Consider the following 24,891-nt stretch of genomic DNA (forward strand, 5'->3'; position numbering starts at 1 on the left):
CCTTGGGTGGCGGCTTTAACCCGGAAACAACTTTTCAGGCGCTTTTAATGACCCGATTGGAAATCGGTAACGGAGCCATGTGGCAGCATCTTACTGCAAATCTCGTTGCGGTGGCGCTGTTCGTCTCCGGCTGGAACTACGTCCAGCCCTGGCTTGAGGGACGTTCGCAGAAGTTCAGGCTGCTGGCTTTCGGCTGCATCATGGGCTGGGGCGCGCTGACCTCGATGCTGCTGAGCGTCGAACTGCGGCCCGGCGTCCTCCTGGACTTCAGAACCTCGCTGGTCGCGACCGCCGGCCTGTTCGCCGGCCTGCCGGGCGCCCTGGTCGCCGCCGCCTTTCCGCTGGGATATCGCTTGGCGATCGGCGGACAGGGCCTGCCCGCCGGCCTGATCGGCATCGCGGTGGCAGTCGCCGCCGGCGTTCTCGCCAATCGCATCATGGGCCAAAGGCAACCACGCGCCTGGCAGGTGCTCTTGTTTGCGCTTTGCGTCGGGCTGGCCGTGTTCGTGCCGGCTTCCATCCTGCCGCAATCGACCGCGCCCGATATCCGCCTGATCCTGCCGCTGATCGCGCTCAACGCCGCGGCAACCGCCGTGGCCGGCCTCGTCGTGCTGCACACGCAGCTTGTCACCAAGGAGCGCGACCTGCTGCGCGCCGCCGTCGCCCAGGCGCCGGACTTCTATTACGTCAAGAATATGCGCGGCCAGTTCGTCGCCGTGAACCAGACGGTCGCCGCCCACAATGGTTACGATCATCCTGTGCAGATGACGGGCAGGACCGATTTCGACATAGCCGACGCGGCGCGCGCCCAAATCCTCTTCGGGCAGGAGCAGAGGATGCTGAAATCGGGCGAGGGGATCGCCGATTTCGAGGAACAGCTCCCCGACGTAAAGGGCAATCTCCGCTGGTTCTCGACCTCGAAGACGCCGGTGCGCGATGTCGACGGCAACGTCATCGGCCTCGTCGGCGTCACGCGGGACATAACGGCGCACAAGCAAGTCGAACAGGCGCTGCTCGAGGCCAAGAACCAGCTATCCTATGCGCTCTCGGAAATGTCGGACGGCCTTGCCATGTTCGACGCCGAAGGCGCGCTGGTCTTTTGCAATGAGCAGTACCGGGAATTCTTTCCGCTGACCGGCGACCTGCGGGTGCCGGGCACGCGACTGCGCGACATCCTCGAAGCTGTGACGGTGACCGGCGAGCAGGTGGGCATTCCCAAGGGCCACGAGAGGGAATGGATAGATGCAGTGGTCGGCGCGCTTCACACGCCCGGCGAGCAGCAGATCAAGCTCTTCGATGGCCGCTGGCTGATGTTGAGGACGCGGCCCACCGAGGCCGGCCTGGCGCTCGTGGTCGTCTCCGACATCACCGAGATCAAGAGCACCGAGGGAGAGCTCACCACGCTCAGCAACCAACTGGCGCAGCTTGCCAACACCGATCCGCTGCTTGGTGTCGGCAATCGCCGCGCCTTCGATCAGAAGCTGGCCGGCCTGGTCGCGGACGCAAGCCGGTCCGACAGGGAATTCGCGCTGCTGCTGATCGATGTCGACTCCTTCAAGGCCTATAATGACCGTTACGGTCATCTCGCCGGAGATGAATGCCTGCGCCAGATCGCCGACTGCCTGCGTCAGCGCACGCGTGCCAGCGATTTCGTGGCGCGCTATGGTGGCGAGGAATTCGCCGTCATCCTGCCCGAGGTGTCGGCGGCCGGCGCGATCCGCGTTGCCGACAATTTGCGCGCCGCGGTGCGCGAGCGGGCGCTCGAACACGATCGCAGCGAGCGCAAGGTCGTCACCATCAGTATTGGGGTCGCCACCAGCGCCCCCGCCGCTCGCCACAACCCGACCAGCCTGATCCTCCGGGCGGACAAGGCGCTCTACGCTGCCAAGGCAGGCGGACGCGACGCCACGCGTCTGGCCGAGCCGGACGTTGGCTTCCAACCAATTCCGCTTCCACGCAAGGCATGAAAAGCTAGAGTGCTCCAAAACGCACGGGCGTCGGTGCTCAGGCATCAATCCGCCTCGCCGCCCGAACCCTTGCCGCATTCGGCCAGCACCTTGCCGATCGCGACGCCGGAGCCTTTCAGCGGAAAGCTCGCCTCGCCATATTTGTCGGCGGAGACCGTCACCTCGCCCTTGCCGCGCAGCAGCAGCGAGAGCAGCGGGTCGGAGGGGCCGGAGAGCTCGGCGGTGAAGTAGTTGTACATCGCCTCGAGCTCAAGCTTTTTCGTCAGGCTCTTGTCGCCGGCCTTGAAGGTGAAGGAGCCGCTGATGCCGGGCTCCAACTGCCCGCCGGCGGCGCCGAGATCGAAACTCAGCATCGGCTTCTCGAAGCAGGTCAGCATCAGATGCGCGTCGCCCTTCGGCCCGCCGCAGACCGAAGCCGTCATCACGCTGCCGCCCTCGTCCTCCTCCATCTGAGCGGACCAGGCGCAGGACGCGGCATGGGCGGGCAGGCTGGTGAGGAGTGCCAGAATGAGTGTCGGCAATGCGGCTTTCATGATGTCCCCCTAGGCTAGGGGGGATCATACAGGGATTGGCGAAGGGCGGCGAGTGGCTGAGTGCGCTCACCTGCTCTCGGCCGGCTGGAACAGTTCCACCAGATTGCCGGAAGGATCGACCAGCAAGATCTGCTTGCCGCCTGGACCAGTCACGATTTCATTGCGGAAGGAGAGGCCGGCCGTGCGCAGCCGGGCAACCTCCGCCGCAAGATCCTCGACGATCAGATGAATGCGGTTCCAGCCTCCGGGGCCTGGCCGCTCGCCGTCAGGCATCGGCCTGCCGGCCGAGCTGGTCGGGCCGCTCAGCAGCAGCCGAAGGGCTCCGCGCGTCACATCCGCGAAGGCCGGCGCATGGCTGGAAAGCTGCTTGAAGCCAAGGTGCTGCGTGTACCAGGCCAGGGCATCCTCGACATTGTCGACCATGTAACGGACATTGACAGTCTCGGACGCGGACATGGTCTTGCCTCCCTGATCTCTTTCAAAACTAGGCCAAGCTACCGCCAGGCAGCCTCGTTCTTCTGCTCATAGTCGCGGAACGCCTTGATCAGGCCGCCCAGCACCTCCGCCGACGTTTCGAACATCGCCTTGAGTTGGGGCTCGTCAACCTTCGTTATATCATCCCGGAGGTGGTCTTGTATCTCCTGGAACGCTTTCCGCATTTTCTGGGTGTGATGCCGCGGATCGCGGTCAGCTGCGCTTGCCATTGTCCGTCTCCATTTTTGTGAAGCGCTCTGTTGCAAACGCGGGCGGCTGCGGGCGGGTTCCGTGGGTCGGCCAGCGTTTCGTTTCAAATCTGGGGTTTCTTCGGCGGGCGGGAGATAGGCGACGGCCAGTCTCCTTGCGGGGCAGATTGCACGCTCCTTCGCCGGCGCTTGCCGATATCGGCGTTTGCTCCAGCTATTTCACCGGCGTACGGAGACAAAAATCATGACCGAAGACGAAGCCGCGATCCGCCAGGTGGTCGAAACCTGGATGACGGCGAGCCGCAAAGGCGATCTGGAGACCGTGCTCGGCCTGATGACCGAGGACGTGGTCTTCATGGTTCCCGGCAAGGAGCCGTTCGGCAAGGAAGCCTTTGCCGCCGCCTCCAGGGGCATGGGCGAGACAAAGATCGACGGGGTGAGCGACATCGTCGAGCTCAATGTGCTCGGCGACTGGGCCTATATCCGCAACCGCATCGAGATGGCGGCGACACCGCCGGGGGGCGAGCCGGTGCGGCGGTCGGGCTATACGCTGACGCTGCTGAAGAAGGAGGCCGATGGGCGTTGGCGGGTGGCAAGGGACGCGAATTTGCTGGCGGGGTAGGCCGCGCCCTTATCGCCCCCTCGGATCCCGCGCCGCTCCCCCGCGCGCGGAACACCGGGTTCGCGATCGCCGGCCCGATGCCTGCGATGGGCATCCGCCATTACCTCCGCCACGGCGGTACCGGCGCGAAGCGCTTGCCGATCCAGTCGGCGAAGGCGCGGGCCTTGGCGGCCTGGCCCTTGGCCGAGGGCATGACCACATAGACCGCGCCTTCGTCCGCCAGTGTCCAGTCCTCAAGGATCGGGACCAAGCGGCCACCGGCGAGCTCGCGGCCGACCAGCCAGTCGGTGCTCATCATCAGGCCGACGCCCTGCACGGCGGCCTCGACCAACACCTCGGCATCGTCGCTGACCAGCGGTCCCGAAACCTCGACACGCGCGTGCCGGCCCTCGCGGTCGGTCATTTCCCAGGCCGGAAAAGTCTGGAAGCCGGAGAAGCCGAGGCAGGCATGTTTGAGCAGCGCCTGCGGCGTTTCCGGCCTGCCCCTGCGGGCGAGGTAGGAGGGCGCCGCGCAGAGCAGCCGGCGCCGCGTCGCCACCTTGCGCGCCACCAGGCGAGAATCCTCCAGGCTGCCCAACCGCACGGCGACGTCGAAATTCTCGGCGACGAGATCGACGAAGCGGTTGGAGAATTCGGCCTCTATGCGCACATCCGGAAACTCGGCAAGGAACTGCGGCAGGAACGGGGCTATCCACATGCGCCCGAACGTGCCGGGCAGGGCCAGCCTCAGCAGCCCGCGCGGCCGGCCCCCGGCATGCGCGGCGGCGGCCGCCTCCGCCTCGTCGATCGAGGCGAGGATGGCGCGGACGCGCAACAGGAATTCCGCGCCCGCCTCGGTCAGCGACACGCTGCGCGTCGTGCGGTGGAGCAGCCGCACCCCCAGCCGCTCTTCCAGCGATTGCAGGCGGCGCGACAGGATGGTCGCGTCGCGCCCGACTCTTGCTGCCGCCCTGGTGAAGGAGCGCGCCTCGGCGACGGCCGCGAAGGCCGCCATTTCCGCAAGGGCGGAGGGTTCAACTGATTGCTGCATGATCTGCAATACTCAAATGCGAAATCCGCCGATTATCGAGAAATAGCGCAGCAGCTAGGTTCGCTCAACCCATCAATCGACCACCCACGGAGTGAATCTATGAAAGCCATCGAACTCAGCCAGCCGAGGCTTGACGCCTTCCGCCCCGCCAGCGTCGCCACCCCCGAACCGCAACGCGGCGAGGTGCTGATCCGCCAGCGCGCGGCGAGCTTGAATTTCGTCGATGTCGCTGTGGCGAGCGGCAACTACCCTGGACCGGTCTTCCCGCTCATCCCGGTTGCCGACGGCGCCGGCGAGATCGTCGCGCTCGGCGAGGGCGTGACGGGGTTCAGCACGGGCGACCGCGTCGTCGCCCACGCCAAGCCGCGCTGGATCGGCGGCCCGCCGCGTCCCTACGAGATGACGCAGATGCGCGGCATCTCGCTACCCGGGTCGCTCGCCGAATATGTCGCGCTGCCGGCCAATTCGGTCGCGCCGATCCCGGCGCATCTTTCCTTCGAGGCGGCCTCGACCTTGCCTATCGCCGGGACCACCGCGTGGAACGCGCTCCGCGCCGCCAATGTCGGACCGGGCTCGGTGGTGGTGCTGCTCGGCACTGGCGGCGTCTCGATCTTCACGCTGCAGCTCGCCAAGGCGGCCGGGGCCACCGTCATCATCACTTCGTCTTCGGACGAGAAGCTGGAGCGGGCCAAGGCGCTCGGCGCCGATCACCACATCAACTACCGCGCGACGCCGGATTGGGACGGCAAGGTGCTGGAACTGACCGATGGGCTCGGCGCCGACCTTGTCGTCGAGACCGGCGGCACCGCCACCTTTGCCCGCGCGGTGAACGCCACCGCACCCGGCGGCACGCTGTTCACCATCGGCTTCGTCACCGGGGCCGAAGCAACGGTCAACCTGTTGCCGATCATCATCAAGGCCCTGAAGGTCGTGGGCAACAACACCGGATCGGTCTCCGACCTCAAAGACGCCGCCCGCGCCATCGGCGCCGCCCGGATCGAGCCCGTCGTCGACAAGGTGTTTTCGCAGAACGAGGCGACCGAGGCCTATGCCCACATGGCCGCCGGCGGCTTGCATTTCGGCAAGCTGGTGTTCGGCCTGGATTGGTAGGGGAGCCTCCGTCAGAGATTGGCGAAAGCCGGCGAGCAGCCGATCTCCCCCATAAGTGGACAAGTGGGGGAGATCAGCAGTTTCCAGCACAGCCGCCTGGATCAACTTCTCCAGCGTGATCGGCACCGGCCCTTTCGCCGCGTCGTCGTCAGAACCTCACATTGAGGTTTGCCTTGGCGCCGTTGTCGACGCCGTGGGAACCGAACTGGCCGGCATAGGATAGGCCTAGCGTGGCATTGGCCGACATCGGCAGGTCGAACCCGGCCTCGATCACCGCGCTGTCCCTGGCGACAGGCACGCCGGCGATGGTGAAGGCATCGCCGCCGGCAAAGGCGAAGGTCGAGCTCGTTGTGACATCGCCAAAGGCATGGCGCCAGCCGAACGTGCCGCGCGCGGTCGCGCTTATGCCGCCGAGCGCGACGTCGGTCGAGGCGCGCAGCCCCAGCGTGATGAAGGTGGCGCTGGCGGTTGAACCGGCGCTGGTCAGCGCCGCGGCGCCGCCTTTCTCGGTGAAGCCGTCGGTGTGCACGCTGACATAGGCGAGATTGGCGAACGGCTCGAACTTGAACCGTCCCGCATCGGCCTTGTAGGCGAGTTCGCCGAACACCTGCGCCGTGCCGGCATCATAGTCGGCCGACAGTTGGTCGGCGAAGCCGTTGACGGCGACCGCGCGTTTTGTCGAGATGCTGTTCCAGCTGTAGGCGGCGCCGGTGCGGAAGGCGATGGCGCCCCAGTTGGTGCCGCCGTAGAGACCGACATGGTAGCTGTCGGCGTCGCCGGAGGAATGGCGGGCGTCGGCATCGAAGGAGGAGCGGCTGTAGCCGCCGAGCAGGCCGACGCGCCAGCCGCCAACCAGTGTATCGGCGCCGGCCAGCAATCCGCCGGTGGCGCGGCTGAAGGCGGCGGCATTGCCGTCCGAGTCCGTATTGCCCCAGGAACCAAAAGCCTGGCCCCAGACCGCGAAACGGTCGGTGTCGGCGGCGACCATTTCGGGCCCGCCTTCGCCATAGGCCATGACGGGCAGGGGTGCAGCACCAGCATCGCCGAAGGCAGCAGCGATGCGATTGGTGGCGGCGTCGCGCAGGAAGCGGCTGTCTTGCACCAGCATGCCTTTGGCCGAGGCATGGATCTCGCCCGACAGCTGGTCGAAGGCGTCCCGGGCAACTGATTCGCTCGGCAACGCCATGATGGCGTCATGGAGCGTGTTGCCGCTGCCCAGGCTTGCCGCGCCGCCGGCGGTGGCGATCTGGTTGGGCGTCAGGCCGACCGATGCAAAGGACTTTGCCTGCACCACGTCGAGATAGACATGCGTCGCGTCGTAATTGGCGAGAAGACCGATGAACGGGCCGCCCCCGTTGAGCGTGTAGGTCCCGCTGACGCCGCCATCGGCTTGAAGCACCGTGTAATGCGTGCCGAGCACATAAGGCGCGGCATCCGTCTTGACCACATCGAGGATCGCGCCGGCGGCGATTGTCGCCGTGCCCGTCGCCAGCAGGAGATCGGACTGGCCGGTCGAGGTCAGTTCGACCTGGTAGGTCGAGCCCGCCGCCTGGTCGATATCGCCCGCGACATTGAGCGTGCCGATAGAATTGCCCGGCGCGATGATGCCGCCCGATTGCGCCACGATGCCGCCCACCGTGCTGTTGCCGCCCAGCACGCCGCCCGAGATCGTCACCAGCGAGTTGGCCAGCGAACCGTTCACGGCCAGCCGTCCGCCGATCACGTTGGTCGCGCCGGTGAAGCCGCTCGAATCGGCTGTCAGGTTCGTCGTGCCGGCGATCTGGTTGATCGTGCCCAGTCCGCTGACCGCCGCAGCGAAGGTGTAGTTCGCGCCGGTATGATTGAAATTGACCGCGCCGGTGCCGGCGCCGAACTGCAGCACGGCCGGACCGAAGATGCCGGCGCCCGTCGCTGCGAAGCCTGCCGCGCCGCCGATGTTGAGCGTGCCGACGGAACCGGCATGGCTGGCTATGGTGACGGTGCCGCCGACCGAAACCGTGCCGCCGTTCGAAATCGTCAGTGTACCCGCGCCGTCGACGCCGACATCGAGGCCCGCGCTGCTGGTCCAGATCGAGCCGCCGCCGTCCACCGTCGCCGTGCCGGTCGAGCCTGGATTGTAACCGAGGTAGCCCCAGGCATTGCTGACCGCGCCGCCGTTCGAGACATTCAGTGCGGCGGTTCCGAGGCTGCCGACATAGAGGTCGCCGCTGTTGGCCCAGACAGAATTCGCACCACCCACCGTCACGGTACCTGTACCCGTGGCGGTGCCACCAATGATGGCGGCTGCGCTCTTGACGGTTCCCCCGTTCGAGATCGTCAGTGTGCCGGTGCCCGCGTTGCCGACGAGCAGGGTTGAGCTGTTGAGCCAGCTCGAGCCCGCGCCATCGACCATCACCGTGCCGGTAGAGCCCCCCGAGTAACCCACCTGGCCGACAGTGTTCTTGACGGTGCCGCCGTTACGGACGGTCAGCGTGCCGATGCCACCTCCGCTGACACCGACATAGAGAGCCGAACTACCGTTCCATGTCGAGCCCGCGCCATCGACGATCGCGGTGCCAACGGAATAGTTGCCGACATAGCTCATCGTGGTGTTGACAGTGCCGCCGTTCGAAATCGTCAGCGTGCCGGTGCCATTCTGGCCGACGGCGAGAAGGTTTGCGCCATTTGTCCATGTCGAGTTCACGCCGTCGACCGTGACCGCCCCGGCAGAGCCCGCAACTTTGCCGACATAGGCCCCGTCACTCGTGACCACGCCGCCATTGGTGATCGTCAGTGTGCCCGTGCCAAGACTACCGACGGTGAGCTTGCCGCTGTTGGTCCATACAGAGCCCATGCCGTCGACCATCGCGGTGCCGATCGAGGCGGCACCATAGCCGACATAGGCCGAAGCACTGTTGACTGCGCCGCTCTTCGAGATCGACAGTGTGCCCGTGCTGAGACCGCCGACATACAGGTCCGCGCTGGTCCAGGTCGAGCCGGCGTTGGCGACGGACACCATGCCGGTCGAGCCCGTCGAATTGCCGACATAGGCCGTGAGATTGCTGACCGCGCCGCCGTTGGTGATCACCAGATTGCCGTTGCCGAAATCGCCAACAGCCAGGTTGGAACTGTTTGTCCAGGTCGAGCCGGTGCCGTCGACCGTCACCATGCCGTTGGAGCCTGCATGCCAACCGATGGTGCCGGTGGCGTTGCTGACCGCGCCCCCCTTGGTGACAACAAGCGCGCCGGTGCCATGTTCGGCGACATACAGGTCGCCGCTGTTGGTCCAGGTCGAGCCTGTCCCATCGACGGTCGCGATGCCGGTGCCGCCATAGCCGACATGACCCACGGTATCGCTGACACTGCCGCCGTTCGAGATCGTCAAGGTGCCGGTGCTGTTCGTACTCGACGCGAGGAAAAGGTCCGAGCTGTTGCTCCAGGCCGAGCCTGCTCCGGTAACGGTCACGACCCCGTTGGCGTTCGAAAGATAGCCTACAAAGCCGGCGGTGCTGGCGAGCGTGCCGCCGTTCTTGATCGTCAGCGAGCCTGTGTAGCTGTCGATGGTACCGAGAAACAGATAATGCGCGGCCGCATTCGGCCCGTTGACCACGGTCGGATTCGGGAACGTCGCATTGAGCGTAACGTCGTCGCCCGACGTCGGAACAGCACTGTTGTTCCAGTTTCCGGCGGTGAACCAATCCGTGGAGGCGGCACCGGTCCAGGTCTCGGCAGCCGAGGCAGTGATTGGCTGGCCCAGGCCGACCAGCGCGGTCGAGGTCAACGCTAGATACTTCAACGCCTTCGCCTTGCGGCTTCCAACCCTATGCTTCGGCATGCAATCCCCTGATATGACGATCATTTCGCCCTGCGCTGGCATGTCATCGGAGCCAGCCCTTGTCTTGGGCAGGGCCGCACTGGAATTGGACTGGAGCGAGATGCGGCAGCTTTTCCGTGCACTGTGATGGTTTGGCACCATCGGTCGGCTCGGGAACTGAAAGGGTTCCGACGGATAGGAAAGGAAATTGCGTCCCGCGGCCTGTTCCAGACATGTCGCGCTCTATCTGGCGCTGCTTGGCGTGTAGCCGAAGCGGCGGCGGAAGCAGCGATTGAAGTACGACACATCGCTGAAGCCGCTTATCAGCGCGATTTCGCTGACGCGCATTTCGTCATTGTGTCTTTGCGAGAGCATCCTGTGTGCTTTCTGCAAGCGCATTTCCAGAACACGCTCGGAGAAGCTGATGCCTGTCTCCTGGAGCAGGTCCTGGACATAGCGCGCCGACAGGCCGAGTTCCTTTGCGACGCCTTGCGCGGAGATGCCGGGATTGGCGAAATTGTCCGCAATCTTCGCCAGCACTGCCTGCAGCCTTGCCGCCCGAAGGCCGCGCAGACCGGCCAGTTCGGCATCCTCGCCTTTCGCGCCGGTGACCAGCCCGATCAGATCGACGATCGTTTCCGTCGCGTGGGTTATCAGGTCGGGCGAGGCGAGGGGGCGGCCGCTCTCGAGCAACTGGCAATAGCGTTTGAGAAGATCGAGGGCTTCGTTTTCAGCGCCGATCTTCAACCCAAGCCTGTCATCGATTTGTGGGAAGGTCTGGGTGAGGATTGCGCGCGGCACCACCACATTTGCCCACACATTCCAGTCGGCACCGGTCATTTTCAGCGCTTCCGCCGCCGTGACCAGGGCTGCTTCGCCACGGCCGACGCTGTACTCGCGGCCGGCCTGTGTTCCGCTCAGCACGGTGTCGGCCCTGTTGATCAGCAGCAGATATCCGTCATTGCCGTCATCGGCGATGTTGCTCGTCTTCCTCGTCGCGTGCTTGATTGTCCCGGCCATCTGGCCAAGCACCAGCGATCCGACGGCCGTGGCCTCGATCGCTGCTTCGAAAGGCAGTTTTTCCGATATGCTGTATTCGACCGACCAGATCTTGGCGACATGGATATCCTGCCAGAGCGAAAATCGATCGCGGTCGCCAAGATGCTCCGGCAAATCAGCCGATGAAAACACCGTCTTTCGTGACAAGGAAGCGCCCCCGCTAACACCCGCAGTCTCAAAAAATCGAACGCGCCGCTTTCCATTCCAGGAATAACCAGCAACATTGATGGCTTGGCGTTCAACCGGTTGAACGCCTTAGTCGTGCCCAACCACGCTTGGCGTCACCCGAAAGTATGACGCCAGCAAAATCCTTCAGGCGGGATCGGTGCCTTTGCACCGGGTCGCAGTCAAAATGTTGCTGGTTTCATCGTTTGCCCGCCACCCATCATGCGAGGGGCGGAGCATGCTGAGGTGTAGGAGAAACGGTGGAAAGGCTGAGCCGCGAAGTCCTGAGTTCGATTGTCGGCGATATCTACGATTGCGTGTTGAACCCGGAAGGCTGGACCGGGGTCATGGTCCGGATCACCGAAACCATGGACGCGGCGTATAGCACCATCGCGCTTGCCAACATTGAAGGCAATCACGGGCGCTTCGCCGCCCGGTCGCCCTGGGATGCCGAGCAGATGCGTGTGCTCCAGGAGGATTACGACTTTGAGGCAATTCCCGGACTGAAGGCCGTGGTCGTCGGCGATATCGACACGCCGGTCGCGACGCTCTCGCATATGAGCGAAGCCGAACTCCAGCGGACGCCTTTCTTCCAGAATTGGGCCAAACCGCAGGGATTGCGTGAAGGCTGCATCATCAAATTCGTCCATACACAGGATCGGATCGGCCTCATGGGTTGCACCACGCGGGCCGACCGGGAGATCATATCCGTCGAGGAGCAGCGTTTCATGGCATTGCTCTCGCCGCATCTACGCCGCGCCTCCCTCATCGGGGATCTGCTCGATCAGGCCCGCGTGACCGCTAGTCTTTATCGCGAGGCGCTCGACCACCTGGCCGTGCCGATTGTTCTTGCCAGTGCCACCGGAGCAATCCTCCATGCGAATGGGGCCGCTGAGCAGATGTTTTCCGCGCAAGGCCCTATTCTTTCCAGAAACGGCCTGCTGCAGGTGCAGAATCCCATGGCGTCCCGCGCTCTGCTGGAAGCCATCGCTAGGGCCGGGACCGCCGATGCTTCGCTCGGCGCCCGCGGCATAGGGTTGCCGATTTCAGCCCCTGGTCAACCGCCTGCCGTAGCCTATGTGTTGCCGTTGACCGAAGGAACCGCGCGCGCCGCCTTCCGCCCGGCCTGTGCCGCCATCTTCGTATCGACGACGACGTCCGCTTCCCCACTCCCAGAGGCCGTTCTCACAACGCTGTTCGACCTCACTCCCGCGGAGGCGCGTGTCCTGCGGCTGATCGGTAACGGATTGTCCGCGTCCAAGAGCGCATTGTCGCTCGGCATCGGCGAGAACACCTTGAAGACCCACCTCAACCGCATCTTCGCCAAAACCGGCACGAAGCGCCAAGCCGATCTCGTCAAGCTCGTCTCGAACATAGGCGCACCCCTCGCGGCTCCCGGATCATAGTGGTGGGGCGTCTGAATTTGCTTGCCTCCCCCTTGCGGCGGGATCAGCAGCATCGCGCCGCGCGGCACGCGCCGATCGGCTGCGGCTGATCGGCCACACCGAGCCGGAAAATGCCGCGCCGCGTTCCAGGACAATTCCAGTGCGGCTCAGCCCAAGACGCGGCCGGCGGACGATGCAACACCAGGGGCCTCGGCAAGCAGCCGGATTCCCGCAGGGCATTCCGCGGCGGGGAACGCAACATTTGGGGCAGCAACCTGACAATGAAAACCATTCTTCTCGCCACAGCCATCATTCTCGCGCCTGTCGGCATGGCATGCGCGGCGGACGTCAATGAGGGTTCGCCTGTAGCCGCCTACGACTGGTCCGGTCTCTATGCCGGCGTTCACTTTGGCTACGCGGCCGGAAAATCCAATCTCTTCATCGCCGGCGCCGGCGTTGGGGGTACCGACGTTAGCGATCCCGTCGATCCGAATGGTTTTATTGGCGGCATCCATGTCGGCGTCAACCAGGAATTGGCGAACCGTTTCGTGCTCGGTGCCGAGGCTGACCTTGCGTACAACAATGTCGATGGACTTACGACCTTCGCCAATGGCGGCAACACGTTGCTCAAGAGCGAACTCAAGTGGTCGGGGTCGGCGCGGCTGCGGGCCGGCTATGCTTTCGATCGGACTTTGCCTTACATCACCGCGGGCGTGGCCGCGGCCAAATATGAACTGACCGCGATTACCGGCACTCCCAGCGGTGACATAACACTCCACAACGAAGCCTATATTGGCTGGACTGTAGGAGCCGGCGTCGAGCACGCCTTCACCGACAAGTGGATCGCTCGCGTCGAGTATCGCTACTCCGACTTCGGCAGCAAGGCTCTCTCGGCCGCGGCCGGTCTTGCCACGGTGACGAACGTCGATCTCAAGACGCACGATTTGCGGGTCGGCCTCAGCTACAAGTTCTGATCTGTCCGAACAAAACCCCGCGGCGGCATTTTTCCGCCGGGGAAGGCGACACTTTGGGGACAGCAGACAAGCAATGAAAACAGTACTTCTCGCCACGGCCTTTCTACTCGTGCCTGTCGGCATGGCGTCCGCCGCGGACGTCGATTCAACCTCGCCCGTCGCGGCCACCTACAACTGGTCTGGCGCCTATGTCGGGGCACAAGCCGGATATGCCTGGGGCGATGCAAGGGTCGGTCAGACTTTTGCGCCTGGCAGTTTCGAGGATTACGGCTGGGGCTACAGCCCTTCCGGCGGCTTCGGCGGCTTGTATATCGGCTACGCCAAGCAGTTCGACGGCGGCCTGGTTCTCGGTGTCGAGGGCGACTACAGCTTTGCCAACGTCAAGGACACAACGGCCTATCAGGCTCTGGGGGTCGACGATCCTGCCTTCGGTGGCGTGCTCGAGCTGAAGGCGGTCGGGTCTGTCCGCCTGAGAGCCGGCTACGCGATGGATCGTTGGCTTCCCTTCCTCACCGGCGGCCTTGGGGTGGCAAACTACAAGCACGCCACCGTCAACCTTCCGAGCGGAGATGCCTATGCCGACGTCGACGATACGATTGCGGGCTACACACTGGGCGCCGGTCTCGAATACGCCGTAACCGACAATTGGCTCGTCCGGGGCGAATACCGCTTCGCCGATTTCGGCCGTCACACCTCTGTGCGTCACTCGACCTTCGATGGGGCTCCTATCAACAACGATGCGATCGAACTGACAACGCACGATATCCGCGTCGGTATCGCCTACAAATTCTGATCAGCCGTCTCGCGCGAACAGAACCCGGGCGCGTCGGGGTGCCTGAAACGCGTCCATACAGGGAGATTGGCCGCTTCAGCGCGGGCGCTAAATCAACTTCTCCAGGGTGATTGGCAGGTCCCGTACCCTTTTCCCCGTCGCGTGGAACACCGCGTTGGCAATCGCCGGCGCGATGCCGACGATCGCCAGTTCCCCGACGCCCTTGCCGCCAAGCGCGGAGGAGTGCGGGTCGGGGATGCCGACAGAGATCGTCTGGATGTCGGGGATGTCGGCATTGGTCGGCAGCATGTAGTCGGCGAAATTGCCGTTGACGATGCGGCCGTGGCGGCGGTCGACGATGCCTTCTTCCAAGAGCGCCTGGCCGATGCCCATGATGATGCCGCCCTTCCACTGGCTTTCCGCCAGCTTCGGGTTGTAGAGCCGGCCCGAATCCAGCGCTGACACCACGCGCGACACACGCACCGTGCCGAAATCCTCGTCGACGCGCACCTCGACGAAATGCGCGCACCAGGAATAGCGCGAATAGTCGCCTTCGGTGTGTGGGATCGACATGGCGATGGTGGTGTAGTTCTTGTAGCGCTCCTCCGGCGTCGTGCTTGCCGGCAGCGTGTCGCCCTTGGCCTCAATCTTTTCGCGGCCGACAGCGGACATGAACTCCGCGATCGACAGCTCCGGTCCTTCGCCGCGCGGCGAGGCGATGCGGCCGTCCCGCACCTGCAGCGTGTTCGCCTGCAGCTTCTGGAAGGGCGAGCGCGGGTCGGAAAGCGCGAGCCCGATCAGCTCGTCCAGCGCCTGGCCGGCCGCCTTGTAGACGGCGCCGGTCATGACGCCGGCAAGCCGTGAGCCGCCGGTGACGCCGGCGCGGGCGAAATGCGAGTCACCGAGCTTCACCGACACCCGCTCCACCGGCACGCCGAGCGTTTCGGCCGCCGTCTGCGCCAGGATCGTGTAGGTGCCCTGGCCCATGTCGATCGATGAGCTTTCGACCTCGACCGAACCATCGGCTTTGAGCTTCACCACCGCCTCGCCATGCGCGCGCCGCACCGGATAGGTGCCGGCCGCAACACCCCAGCCGATGAGCTGGTGGCCGTCGCGCATCGAGCGCGGCGCGTTGCTGCGCTTCGCCCAGCCGAAGGCCTCGGCGCCGGCGGCAAAGGCCTCGCGCAACTGGCGTGTTGACCACGCCTTCTTGGTGTGCGGGTCCTGTTCGGCATAATTGATCAGCCGCATCTCCATCGGATCCAGCCCAAGCTCATAAGCAAGCTCGTCGATGGCGCTTTCGATGCCGAAGGCGCTTGGGTTCTCGCCCGGCGCGCGTTTTGCCCCCGGCACCACCGTGTTGACCCGCACCACATTCTGCTTCGAGGAGAAGTTCGGCGTGGCATACATGATCGAGGTGACCGAACCGAGCGGCTCGACCCACATGCCGTCGACGGCCGTCTCGTTGACGCCACGATGTACGATCGACTGGATCTTTCCATCCCTGTCGGCGCCGATGGCAACGGTCTGCCGTGTCGCGGCGCGGCCGCCATAGGACGTGAAATTCTGCGGGCGGTTGAGCACCAGCTTCACCGGGCGCCCGAGCATCTTCGCCGCCGCCGCCGCCACCGCGCTGTGGGCGAGCGCCAGCGCCTTGGAGCCAAAACCGCCGCCGATATAGGGCGATACGAGCCGCACATTTTCGAACGGCACGCCGAACCATTCGGCATAGGTACGCGCCATGCCGTCCAGCCATTGGCTCGGCTCCCAGATGGTCAGCTCGTCACCTTCCCAGCGCGCGATCAGCCCATGCGGCTCCATCGCCGCCTGGAATTCGCGCGGCGTGTTGTAGGCCGCGCAGATGCGCACCGGCGCCTCGGCGAAGGCAGCTTGCGCGTCGCCCCATTCCTTGGTCATGGCGTCGATCGGGATGCCGTCGCCGGCCTTGCCGTCGCTGAGATCGACGATGGCCGGCGTCTCGTCATACCAGACCTTGACCAGCGCCGCGGCTGCCACCGCCTGCTCGAAGGTCTCGGCCACAACGGCCGCGACATGCTGGCCGGAGTAGGTGACCGCGCGGGCGAGGGGATTGTAGGTTGGTTGCGATGGCGGATTGCCCAGCCAGTCCGATGCACCCTTCAGCTCCATGATGGTGTCGGGCGTCAGCACGGCGAGCACGCCGGGCGCGGTCTCGGCCGCGCGCGTGTCGATGGCGTTGACGTTGCCCGCGGCGATGGTTGCGCCGACGAGCACCGCATGCGTCAGCCCTTCGAGCTGCTGCTCGACGGCGTAGTGGGCCGCGCCGGTGATCTTGGCCGGACCGTCGACGCGCGACAGGCGCCCGCCGACCGCTTCGAGCCGCGCGCTGTCCGACGCGGCGTGTTTCATGTCATGAACGGTCATGCCGTCTCTCCCAATTTGAGGATTGCGCGCGCGATCACGCGCGGCGCCAGCGCAATCTTGTAGTGGTTGGCGCCGTGGTCGACGGCGCCCTCCATGGCGAGCTCGCTCGCCTTGCGGACGATGTCTTCGTCGAGCGCCTTGCCCTTCAGCGCGTCCTCGACGGCACGCGCGCGCCATGGCTTGGTGGCGACGCCGCCCAGCGCGACGCGGATGTCGCGGATGGTGCGACCATCGCCTTCGAGCTCCAGCCCAACGGCAGCGCTTGCCGCCGCGAATTCATAGGACTGGCGGTCGCGCACCTTGATGTAGGTCGAGCGCCTGGCCGCGGCCGAGCCGGGGATTTCTATTGCGGTGATCACCTCGCCGGGGCGGATGTCGTGCTCCTGCTCGGCGGTGGCTGCTGGCGCGAGGAAGAAGTCCTCCACCTTGAGCTTGCGCTCGCCAAGATCGACCTCGGCGTCGAAGGCGACGAGCGCCACCGCCAGGTCGCCCGGATAGGTGGCGATGCAGGCCTCGCTGGTGCCGAGCACGGCATGGCCGCGCGTCACCCCGCCGATCGCCGAGCAGCCGCTGCCCGGCGCACGCTTGTTGCAGGCCGGAAAATTTTGCGGATCGCGGAAATAGGGGCAGCGCGTGCGCTGCATCAGATTGCCGCCGATGGTGGCCATGTTGCGCAACTGCGCCGACGCCGCCTGCCAGAGCGCTTCCGACACGGCGGGGAAGAGGCTCTTCACTTGCGGGTTGTCGGCGACATGGCTCATCTTGGCCAGCGCGCCGATGAAGGCGCGGTCGGCAGTCACGTCGACAGCGTTGAGCCCTTCGATGTGGCTGATGTCGATGACAACAGAAGGTTCGGCGACGCCGCATTTGGCGAGGTCGATGAGCGTCGTGCCGCCGGCCAGCAGCATGGCGCCGGGAAGGGCTGCGGCGTTGCGCGCGGCCTCGACGCTGTCGGCGCGGAGATAGGAAAAATCTCTCATGAGCGCAACTCCTGTGCGGCCTGGCGGACGGCGGCGACGATGTGCGGATAGGCGCCGCAGCGGCAAAGGTTGCCGGCCATGTATTCGCGGATTTCCTCGTCGGAGCCGGCATGGCCTTCACGGATGCAGGCCACCGCCGACATGATCTGCCCCGGCGTGCAATAGCCGCACTGGAAGGCGTCCTGCTCCAGGAAGGCGGCCTGCACGGCGTGCAGCGTGCCGTCTTCGTCGGCAAGGCCCTCTATGGTGGTGATCGAGCGGCCCTCGACCTGGGCCGCCAGCGTCAGGCAGGCGAGCACACGCTCGCCGTCGACATGCACGGTGCAGGCGCCGCACTGGCCCTGGTCGCAGCCTTTCTTGGTGCCGCTCAGGTGCAGCCGCTCGCGCAGCGCGTCGAGCAGCGTCACGCGCGGCTCGATATCGAGGGAATGCGCGCGGCCGTTGATGGTGAGATGGATGGAAAGCGCGGTGGGACTGGCCTTGCTGTTCAAGATGTGGCCGTCTTCGGGAGGATCGATGATCGTCTGGCTGGTCATAAGGCGTCGGGCTCCGATTGCTGGACGCTAGGCGGATGGAAATGGGGCTTGAGCGGAGAGGGACAAGGGCGACGTATGAGGGGAAGCGCCGGCGGCGAAGAGACTAATCTCCCCCCTTGCGGGGGAGATGCCCGGCAGGGCAGAGGGGGGTGTGAAGGAACGCGGCGTTTGCGGCTGTCGTTCACAAGCCACCCTCGCAGAGGAAGTGCCTGTCATCGGCTGAGAGGTCGGCGGGACAGCACCCCCCTCTGGCCTGCCGGCCATCTCCCCCGCAAGGGGGGAGATTAGCAGTTCCCACGTCCCACTCCAGCGGCCAGGGAAAGCTTTCCGTCCTTCAGCACGTGACATACCGCTTCCCCTGGTTATATGATAAAGGTACTCCACTAAAGCGGAGGTGCCTCCGTTTATTTAACTGGGGTCTGGCCAGTGATGGTTCAACCCCCCATATTGCGTTCGGTGGAGAAAAAAGTGCCTGACCGTGAAATGACCGCTGAAGCGACGCGCGATCCGCCGGCGCCAAAGCCGTTGCGCGCCGATGCGCAGCGCAACCGCGACAGACTGGTCGAGGTGGCGGCGCAGGCTTTCGCGGCCGACGGCGTCGACGCCTCGCTGGAGGAGATCGCCAAGCGGGCAGGGGTCGGCATCGGCACGCTCTACCGGCATTTCCCGACGCGCGAGCATCTGGTCGAGGTAGTCTATCGCCGCGAGGTGGAAGGGCTTTGCCACGCGGCCGACGAACTGGCGCGCGAGCATCCGGCCGATGTCGCCCTCGAACTTTGGATGCAGCGCTTCGTCGACTACATCGCCACCAAGCGCGGCCTCGCCACCAGCCTGCGCCTTCTGCTCACCACCAACTCGACGCTGTTCTCCGACACCTCCGGCCGTGTCTCGGGCGCGATGCGGGGCCTGATCGAGGCTGCCGCCGCCGCAGGCAAGATCCGCGCCGATGTCGACGCCTCCGATGTCATGCATGCGCTCGGCGGCATCTACTCCGCGCCGAACACGCCCGACTGGCGCGAGCGATCGGGGAGGCTGGTGAAGCTTTTGATGGACGGCTTGAGGTTTGGAGCGAAAGGATAGGGGCCAGCAGGGCGGCTATCCCTTTTCTTCCACCAGGATGACTAGGGATTCGGGCACCACGCCGTCGAACTCCATGGCATCGGCAGCTGCCTTGCTCTGCATCAGGGCTGCCAGCTTGTCCATATCCGGAACGTCCATCATTACAGCCACCCGGTCACGATTCTGCGGATCGACGAAGGTGCGGATGTTGGTTATGCCAAGCGGACCGAATAGTTCCTTGCGCTTAGGTGATGTGAGCCAGTGCTTGGCGCCTTTTTTGATATCGTGGTGGCCGATGACAGTTGGCATGAGATCCTCCCGCGGTGACGCCGGCAGGCCAAATCGACCGCCTTGTTGCGATCTACCGCCTGTCAGTCAGCGCCTTTTCCGTAGGCCTGTCAATTAGCGATTGCTGATGGACAAGAGGAGGCCGACAGCTGCAAGGACGCCCATTTTTCCGCACATCAGCTCGTCATTCCAAATCTGGAAACTACATAGGCGGGGCCAACCCACAGTGCAGAAGGAACGATTCATGCCTGAACAGTTGACATTGAACGACGCCGCCACGATCCCTCAGATCGGCCTCGGCGTGTGGCAAGTCGATCCCGACATCACCGCCAAGGTCGTGCGCTGGGGCATCGAGGCCGGTTATCGCCTCATCGATACCGCCGAGGGCTACCGCAACGAGGAAGGCGTCGGCGAAGCGATCCGCGCGGCCGCCGTGCCGAGGGACGAGTTGTTCATCACCTCCAAGCTGCGCAACGGCGCGCATCAGCGCGACGAGGCGTTGCGCGCTTTCGACGATACGATGCGGAAGCTCGGCATCGACCGGATCGACCTCTTTCTCATCCACTGGCCGGTGCCCAGCCAGAACAAATATGTCGAGGCTTGGAAGACGCTGGTTGAGCTAAAGCAGGCCGGCCGTATCAAGTCGGTGGGCGTCTCGAACTTCAACCAGGATCATCTGGAACGCATCATCGGCGAGACCGGCGTGACGCCGGTCGTCAACCAGATCGAACTGCACCCGCGCTTCCAGCAGCGCGACAAGCGCGAGTTCCACAAGAAGCACGGCATCCATGTCGAGAGCTGGAGCCCGCTGGGCAGCGGTCGGCTGCTGGCGGACCCGACGCTGGAGAAACTGGCGAAGAAGCACGGCAAGTCGGTGGCGCAGGTGATCATCCGCTGGCACCTGCAGGAGGGCCTGGTCGTCATTCCGAAGTCGATTCACCAGGAGCGCATCGCGAGCAATTTCGACGTTTTCGGCTTCGAGCTGGATGCGGGCGACATGCAGACCATCCACGGCCTGGATTCGCGTGATGGCCGCACCGGACCGGACCCGGCGACGGCGGCGTTTTTGTTCTAAACGACAGTCAGAGGCCTGGCGGGGCCCAGGTTACGGCAAAATACTGGAGCGCGCCGGGCAGGCCGCTTGCTTTCATCTCGCCTTGTTCCTCGAAGGTCAAGCCGGAGCCGACGACTAGGTCGCGCATCGTTCGCGATGCGATGATCTGGCCCGGCTTGGCATGGTCCAGAAGCCGCGCCGTGACTTCGATGGCGATGCCGGAAAAGTCCTCGCCACGCGCCTCGCACTCGCCGATGTGAATCGCCGCGCGAACCTTGAGGCCGCATGGCCCCAGGCGATTGGCGATCGCCATCGCGCATTCGATCGAGCGCGTCGGCCGCTGGAATGCGGCAAGCAGCGTGTCACGCGACCGCCTGATCTCCGAGCCGCCGCCAAGCAGCAATCCGTCGCGAACGATGTCTGCCTGCCCGGCCGCTTTCGCGTCGTCGGCCACGCCGTCGATGGCGAGCGCCAGCACCGATATCAGCACCTTTTCCGCTCGCGCCGGCGGCAGCGCACCGATCACGAAATCCCTGATCTGGTCGATTAGGCCGTCGCAGTCCTCGCCCCAGATCACGTGGTCCCTTCCGGCAAGCTCGACATATCTGGCGCCTTCGATATGCGTCGCCAGATAGCGTCCTTCCTCCGGCTTCACCCAGCGATCGCCGGTCCGCTGCAGCACGAGCGTCGGGACATGGATCGCCGGCAGGATGTCGCGCACGTCGATCTCGGTGCCCCAGCGCCAGAGCGCGATCGCGTCGGCCGGCGAGGCCGAATTTCTGAGATAGGCGGCGAACCACTCGCGCTCGACCATGTTTTCGATCAGGCTGGGCGCGGCGTTGCGCATGTCGGCGGGCTCGCCCCATTGTCGTTCGACGGTGTCGATATCCTGTTGCACCTCATCGACGGTTCGGGCCCAAGGATAATCCTTCGACCATGTGCCTCGGGCATAAGCTCCAGTGAGCACCAACGCGGCGGTGCGTTCTGGATAGGTGGCGGCAAACAATAGGCACATCGGTCCGCCCTCGGAACTGCCGAACAGCACCGGGCGATCGGAGCCGACATCGTCCAGCACGGCGCGCACGTCTTCCATGCGCTGTTCCAGCGTCGGCAGGCCGACATTGCGGTCTGAGAGGCCGGTGCCACGCTTGTCGATGCGGATCAGACGCGAGAAGGAGCCGAGCCGCTTCAGCACATGCGCGAAGCGCGGCGATGCCCAGGCCAGGTCGAGATTGGAGACCCAGCCCGGCACGTAGACGAGGTCGATCGGCCCATCGCCGGTCACCTGGTAGGCGATGTTCACCCCCGACGATTTGACATAGTGAGTTGGTGGCCGCGCGGATTCGGGTTCGGGGCTCGAAGCCGAGGGCCGGGCAGGAGACGCGATGCGGCGGGCGCGCAACTCGTCATGCAAGTGCCGGGTTTCGGCTTCCGGCATCAGCCGCAGCTCGCGCTGCAGCGCGTCGCGGCAGACCTCATATTGCTTCAGCGCCAGGTTGACGCGCCCTTGAGCCGCGTAGCTTCGCATCAGGGCACGATGGGCATCCTCGCGCAGCGGCTCCATCGCCAGCAGGCGCATGGCGGCCCGTATGCAAGCGGCGGGGTCAGCTGCGGTGGTGTAATGATTGATCAGCCTGTCCAGCGCCGCGACGGCGATCGCCCGCAGGCGCTCGCGCTCGACCCGCAGCCATTCCTCGAACGGCTCTTCCCGCAGGCCGAGCCCGTCGAGCAGGTCGCCGCGATAGAGGGCGGCGGCCTGTTCGAGATCCTCGGGCGCGGGGCCCGCGGCCAGCGCCTCGAAGCGCGCCACGTCGAAATCGATATCGTCGAGGTGAAGCGCAAGGTTCGCGCCGTCGGTGAGGAAGCGCCCCCCGCCCGCGACGCTTATCGCCTTGCGGACGGACGACACCGCCTGCCTCAGGCTCATCCGCGCCTGGGCCTCGCCATTGAGGCTCCAGAGCAGCGCCGCGAGCTTTTCGCGCGACTGCGCCTGCCCGGCCTGCAGCGCAAGGTAAGCCACCATGCCGCGCGCCTTGCGACTGAAGGCCGGAGCCGTCGCCCCGACGCCGTTAAAGTCGAAACCACCCAGCAGGTGAAGATGCGGCGCCGTCATCGGAAGCCACCCCGACCATGATCGAGGCAATTCTTTCGCTTAGCAGTCTCTAATTCAACCCGGATCTCATGCGGCCAGCATTTTTCACGATTTGATCACGCCGGTTGCTGCGTGTCTCTCACGGTCCTCCTCCAGATTATCCGCATTGGACATCAATCTGAGGAGGATGCCGTGCAACGCCCGAGCGAATGGCCAATCTGGCATGGCGACGACCAAATCGGCGGGCAGGACATCAGCGCGCCGTGTCGGCATGATATTGCGCTGGCGTGGTACCTTGACCGGCAACGCAAGCATCGGCAGGTGAGTACATCCATCGTCGACTTCGAAGGGTTCGCGCTTCGGCTTCTTGCCTTCGCGACCTGGATCGGGTCGGCACTCTCTCGGCGTGCCGAAAAAGTTTTTGCAACTAGGTTTAAGCCCAGAAGCCGCCTTCTGTAAGATCACGACAGCTAACGCCGCTTATTGGCGAAAGCCGGTGCACAGCCAATCTCCCTCCTTGTGGGGAAATGTCCCCTACTGGGGGATCGGCCGTCACGGCCGCTTGCACCAAATAGTCGGGGTAGGCCGCCTTAAATCCCATCGCCGTCCACCAGCGGCACGTCCTCACCCTCCCACGGGCTTGGCATCGACCCGCGCCCAGCGGTCGGCAGCGGCATCCAGCATCTGAGCTCCGGCTCGGCATATTCGACGACGCGGCCGGGCGAGGAGTCCGACGCCCGCCAGCCTTCCTCGCCGAACTGGTCGGCGCGCGACCAGTAGGCCATGTCGACCTCGGCCGGCCCCTGTTCGGAGGAGCGCACCGTCACCAGGATGCGGCTGCCGTCCCGCGGCGCGCTCGCCATGTTGCGCCATTGGTCGGTGTCGTCCATGCGATCTCCTCCAGAAACAGACACTTGGACCGGTTTTGCGATTCAAAGCCTGAAGCCATTGCTGGGCAGTAGGCACTAGGCAGTAGGCAGTAGGCAATAGGAAAAAGGGCGTTGCGAGGCAGCATGGAAAGCGGCTATCCCCCTACTGCCTACTGCCTACTGCCTACTGCCTCACTCACACATGCACATCGCCGAAGGACAGCTCGCCATCATCGGAGCGGACCAGGAAAGCGGCGGCAAGCAGCGCCAGATAGCAGGCGCTCACCCCGCACACGACGACGACGCCGGGGATGGGCCCCAGCGTCGCCACTCGGAACGTATCGACGAGCGAGGCGCCGAAACCGATCGGAGAGCCTTCGCGCGAGAGGCTTGGCGTGGTGATCTTCAGGATCCAGGCAAGCAGCAGGATCGTGTACATGAAGATGTAGTTGCGGCGCAGCCGGCGGATCAGCGCCGCGCGCTGCGAGATCAGGAAACGCGGCGAGCGCAGGCCTTCACCCAGTATGGCCAGCCAGTTGGAGGCATAGTCGGGCTGCGGCGAAAATATCTGCGCGAAGTAGTAGCGCTCGAACTGCCGCACGCGGGCGCGGTAGACGTCGAAGAAGCGGTAGCGCCGCGCCTCGATCCACAAAAGCAGCGTGATCAGGAGCATCGCGAACAAAAGCACGCCATGATGCGCGCTGGGAGTCGACAGCGACACCGACAGCATCGCCGCCACCACGGTGATCGCCCAGTTGCTGGTGCGGTCGAGCCGGTCGCGCCAGCCGGCCATGCGCGCAATCTCGGCGCGGTGGAAATGCGACAGCGTCGTGGTGAATTCGGCAGAGCTGAGCTTCAGCGCCAGCGTGTCGGAGGCGCGCGGAGGTGCTGCCTTCTCGGTCGATGTTGCCGGCGCGCTCGCCTCGGTGGATTTCGAGGCCGTGGCCGCGCCGGTGGATTTTGCGGCCGTCGTCTGGGACATTTTGCCATGCGCCTCCCGCTGCCATGGCCGGCCGCATCCCGACTAAGAACAGGCCGGCCACACCCCGTATAGCACAACGTGCGGCCGCCCCAAAATGTTCCCGCCTTTTCAGGCGCATAAGTCAGGATGCAAGCGGGGGAAGACCACCATTCGCGCGCCGCGGAAAGGGTAGCACATCGGCCATCGGCCTGGCATGCTGGGCTGCCGCCACCGCCTCGATCACAAGGTCGAGCGCTTGAAGCGCGGCACGGCTCGTTTCATCGTCGCCACGCAGGTAATGGCACGCCCGGTCGAGGTGCAGGTGGGCGGCGGCAAAGTCGCTTTTCATTAGCTTCTCCTTATTGCCCCGCCTGGCGGCCAACATCGTCGAGTCGCTTTACCGCGAAGCAAAAATCGGCCGTGGCATTTGATTAGAATTGTAGAAGCTTTTCCTCGCCCTTGCCAAAGGCGGGGCGAGGTATCCGCGAACCCGGACGGAGAGGATCTTTCGTAGGGCGAATGTCTTCCTCATAGAGGCGCTTTTACCGGTCGAACC

Annotated in this window: 23 protein-coding genes; 8 read left to right on the forward strand and 15 right to left on the reverse strand. The window is 64.8% G+C overall.

Annotated features, from left to right (window positions below; all coding sequences use genetic code 11):
* Positions 1–47 precede the first annotated feature (47 nt).
* The gene (locus RFM52_RS09620) at positions 48–1,967 is read left to right on the forward strand and encodes a diguanylate cyclase (protein ID WP_320296016.1); all 1,920 of its coding nucleotides are present in this window, start codon (positions 48–50) and stop codon (positions 1,965–1,967) included.
* 44 nt (positions 1,968–2,011) lie between these two features.
* Here the strand turns inward: RFM52_RS09620 and RFM52_RS09625 are convergent, their stop codons facing one another.
* From RFM52_RS09625 to RFM52_RS09635, 3 genes are all read right to left on the reverse strand, one after another.
* Positions 2,012–2,500: a hypothetical protein gene (locus RFM52_RS09625; protein WP_320296015.1), complete on the reverse strand. Its 489-nt coding sequence runs from the start codon at positions 2,498–2,500 to the stop codon at positions 2,012–2,014.
* A gap of 66 nt (positions 2,501–2,566) precedes the next feature.
* Positions 2,567–2,956, reverse strand: a complete 390-nt coding sequence (locus tag RFM52_RS09630) for a VOC family protein (protein WP_320296014.1) — start codon at positions 2,954–2,956, stop codon at positions 2,567–2,569.
* 38 nt (positions 2,957–2,994) lie between these two features.
* Entirely contained in the window at positions 2,995–3,204 is a 210-nt protein-coding gene (locus RFM52_RS09635) for a hypothetical protein (protein ID WP_320296013.1), read from the reverse strand.
* Between the two features lie 223 nt (positions 3,205–3,427).
* Between RFM52_RS09635 and RFM52_RS09640 the strand changes: the two genes are divergently transcribed.
* Positions 3,428–3,805, forward strand: coding sequence for an SgcJ/EcaC family oxidoreductase (locus RFM52_RS09640; RefSeq protein WP_320296012.1), 378 nt, complete (start codon positions 3,428–3,430; stop codon positions 3,803–3,805).
* Positions 3,806–3,905: 100 nt separating this feature from the next.
* Here RFM52_RS09640 and RFM52_RS09645 read toward each other — a convergent pair whose 3' ends face one another.
* Positions 3,906–4,835, reverse strand: coding sequence for a LysR family transcriptional regulator (locus tag RFM52_RS09645; RefSeq protein ID WP_320296011.1), 930 nt, complete (start codon positions 4,833–4,835; stop codon positions 3,906–3,908).
* Positions 4,836–4,934: 99 nt separating this feature from the next.
* Here RFM52_RS09645 and RFM52_RS09650 point away from each other — a divergent pair, with 99 nt between their 5' ends.
* The gene (locus RFM52_RS09650) at positions 4,935–5,945 is read left to right on the forward strand and encodes a zinc-dependent alcohol dehydrogenase family protein (RefSeq protein ID WP_320296010.1); all 1,011 of its coding nucleotides are present in this window, start codon (positions 4,935–4,937) and stop codon (positions 5,943–5,945) included.
* Positions 5,946–6,093: 148 nt separating this feature from the next.
* Here RFM52_RS09650 and RFM52_RS09655 read toward each other — a convergent pair whose 3' ends face one another.
* The gene (locus tag RFM52_RS09655) at positions 6,094–9,759 is read right to left on the reverse strand and encodes an autotransporter outer membrane beta-barrel domain-containing protein (RefSeq protein ID WP_320296009.1); all 3,666 of its coding nucleotides are present in this window, start codon (positions 9,757–9,759) and stop codon (positions 6,094–6,096) included.
* Between the two features lie 222 nt (positions 9,760–9,981).
* Positions 9,982–10,929, reverse strand: a complete 948-nt coding sequence (locus tag RFM52_RS09660) for an AraC family transcriptional regulator (RefSeq protein WP_320296008.1) — start codon at positions 10,927–10,929, stop codon at positions 9,982–9,984.
* Positions 10,930–11,222: 293 nt separating this feature from the next.
* On the opposite strand from RFM52_RS09660, the gene RFM52_RS09665 reads away from it, so the two are divergent.
* From RFM52_RS09665 to RFM52_RS09675, 3 genes are all read left to right on the forward strand, one after another.
* Positions 11,223–12,368 (forward strand): LuxR C-terminal-related transcriptional regulator, encoded by a 1,146-nt coding sequence (locus tag RFM52_RS09665; protein ID WP_320296007.1) that lies wholly within the window; start codon positions 11,223–11,225, stop codon positions 12,366–12,368.
* A 110-nt stretch (positions 12,369–12,478) separates the two neighbouring features.
* Entirely contained in the window at positions 12,479–13,321 is an 843-nt protein-coding gene (locus RFM52_RS09670; RefSeq protein ID WP_320296006.1) for an outer membrane protein, read from the forward strand.
* 73 nt (positions 13,322–13,394) lie between these two features.
* Positions 13,395–14,114: an outer membrane protein gene (locus RFM52_RS09675; RefSeq protein ID WP_320296005.1), complete on the forward strand. Its 720-nt coding sequence runs from the start codon at positions 13,395–13,397 to the stop codon at positions 14,112–14,114.
* Positions 14,115–14,201: 87 nt separating this feature from the next.
* Here the strand turns inward: RFM52_RS09675 and RFM52_RS09680 are convergent, their stop codons facing one another.
* Genes RFM52_RS09680 through RFM52_RS09690 form a run of 3 tightly spaced genes read right to left on the reverse strand, consistent with a single transcriptional unit; the run spans position 14,202 to position 17,934 of the window.
* Entirely contained in the window at positions 14,202–16,496 is a 2,295-nt protein-coding gene (locus RFM52_RS09680; RefSeq protein ID WP_320296004.1) for a xanthine dehydrogenase family protein molybdopterin-binding subunit, read from the reverse strand.
* Positions 16,493–17,476: an FAD binding domain-containing protein gene (locus tag RFM52_RS09685; RefSeq protein ID WP_320296003.1), complete on the reverse strand. Its 984-nt coding sequence runs from the start codon at positions 17,474–17,476 to the stop codon at positions 16,493–16,495. The genes RFM52_RS09680 and RFM52_RS09685 overlap by 4 nt, the downstream gene beginning before the upstream one ends.
* Complete coding sequence (locus RFM52_RS09690) at positions 17,473–17,934, reverse strand: (2Fe-2S)-binding protein (protein WP_430699262.1); 462 nt, start codon at positions 17,932–17,934, stop codon at positions 17,473–17,475. Before RFM52_RS09690 ends, RFM52_RS09685 begins: the two co-directional genes overlap by 4 nt.
* 561 nt (positions 17,935–18,495) lie before the next feature.
* Here RFM52_RS09690 and RFM52_RS09695 point away from each other — a divergent pair.
* Positions 18,496–19,092, forward strand: coding sequence for a TetR/AcrR family transcriptional regulator (locus tag RFM52_RS09695; RefSeq protein WP_320296390.1), 597 nt, complete (start codon positions 18,496–18,498; stop codon positions 19,090–19,092).
* Between the two features lie 15 nt (positions 19,093–19,107).
* On the opposite strand, the gene RFM52_RS09700 is transcribed toward RFM52_RS09695, so the two are convergent.
* Positions 19,108–19,380, reverse strand: a complete 273-nt coding sequence (locus RFM52_RS09700; protein ID WP_320296001.1) for a hypothetical protein — start codon at positions 19,378–19,380, stop codon at positions 19,108–19,110.
* A gap of 223 nt (positions 19,381–19,603) precedes the next feature.
* On the opposite strand from RFM52_RS09700, the gene RFM52_RS09705 reads away from it, so the two are divergent.
* Positions 19,604–20,434, forward strand: coding sequence for an aldo/keto reductase (locus RFM52_RS09705; protein ID WP_320296000.1), 831 nt, complete (start codon positions 19,604–19,606; stop codon positions 20,432–20,434).
* 7 nt (positions 20,435–20,441) lie between these two features.
* Here the strand turns inward: RFM52_RS09705 and RFM52_RS09710 are convergent, their stop codons facing one another.
* The 5 genes from RFM52_RS09710 to RFM52_RS09730 form a co-directional block, all read right to left on the reverse strand.
* Positions 20,442–22,526, reverse strand: coding sequence for an alpha/beta fold hydrolase (locus tag RFM52_RS09710; protein WP_320295999.1), 2,085 nt, complete (start codon positions 22,524–22,526; stop codon positions 20,442–20,444).
* A gap of 84 nt (positions 22,527–22,610) precedes the next feature.
* Positions 22,611–22,970, reverse strand: coding sequence for a hypothetical protein (locus tag RFM52_RS09715; RefSeq protein ID WP_320295998.1), 360 nt, complete (start codon positions 22,968–22,970; stop codon positions 22,611–22,613).
* A 125-nt stretch (positions 22,971–23,095) separates the two neighbouring features.
* The gene (locus RFM52_RS09720) at positions 23,096–23,395 is read right to left on the reverse strand and encodes a hypothetical protein (protein ID WP_140831796.1); all 300 of its coding nucleotides are present in this window, start codon (positions 23,393–23,395) and stop codon (positions 23,096–23,098) included.
* A gap of 175 nt (positions 23,396–23,570) precedes the next feature.
* Positions 23,571–24,356 carry a DUF2270 domain-containing protein gene (locus RFM52_RS09725; RefSeq protein ID WP_320295997.1) on the reverse strand — a complete coding sequence of 262 codons (786 nt, stop codon included), beginning with the start codon at positions 24,354–24,356 and terminating at the stop codon, positions 23,571–23,573.
* Between the two features lie 121 nt (positions 24,357–24,477).
* A complete protein-coding gene (locus RFM52_RS09730) occupies positions 24,478–24,684 on the reverse strand; it encodes a hypothetical protein (RefSeq protein ID WP_320295996.1) in 207 nt (68 codons plus the stop codon).
* Between the last annotated feature and the right edge of the window lie 207 nt (positions 24,685–24,891).

The organism is Mesorhizobium humile, from assembly GCF_033977215.1.
Lineage (GTDB): Bacteria > Pseudomonadota > Alphaproteobacteria > Rhizobiales > Rhizobiaceae > Mesorhizobium > Mesorhizobium humile.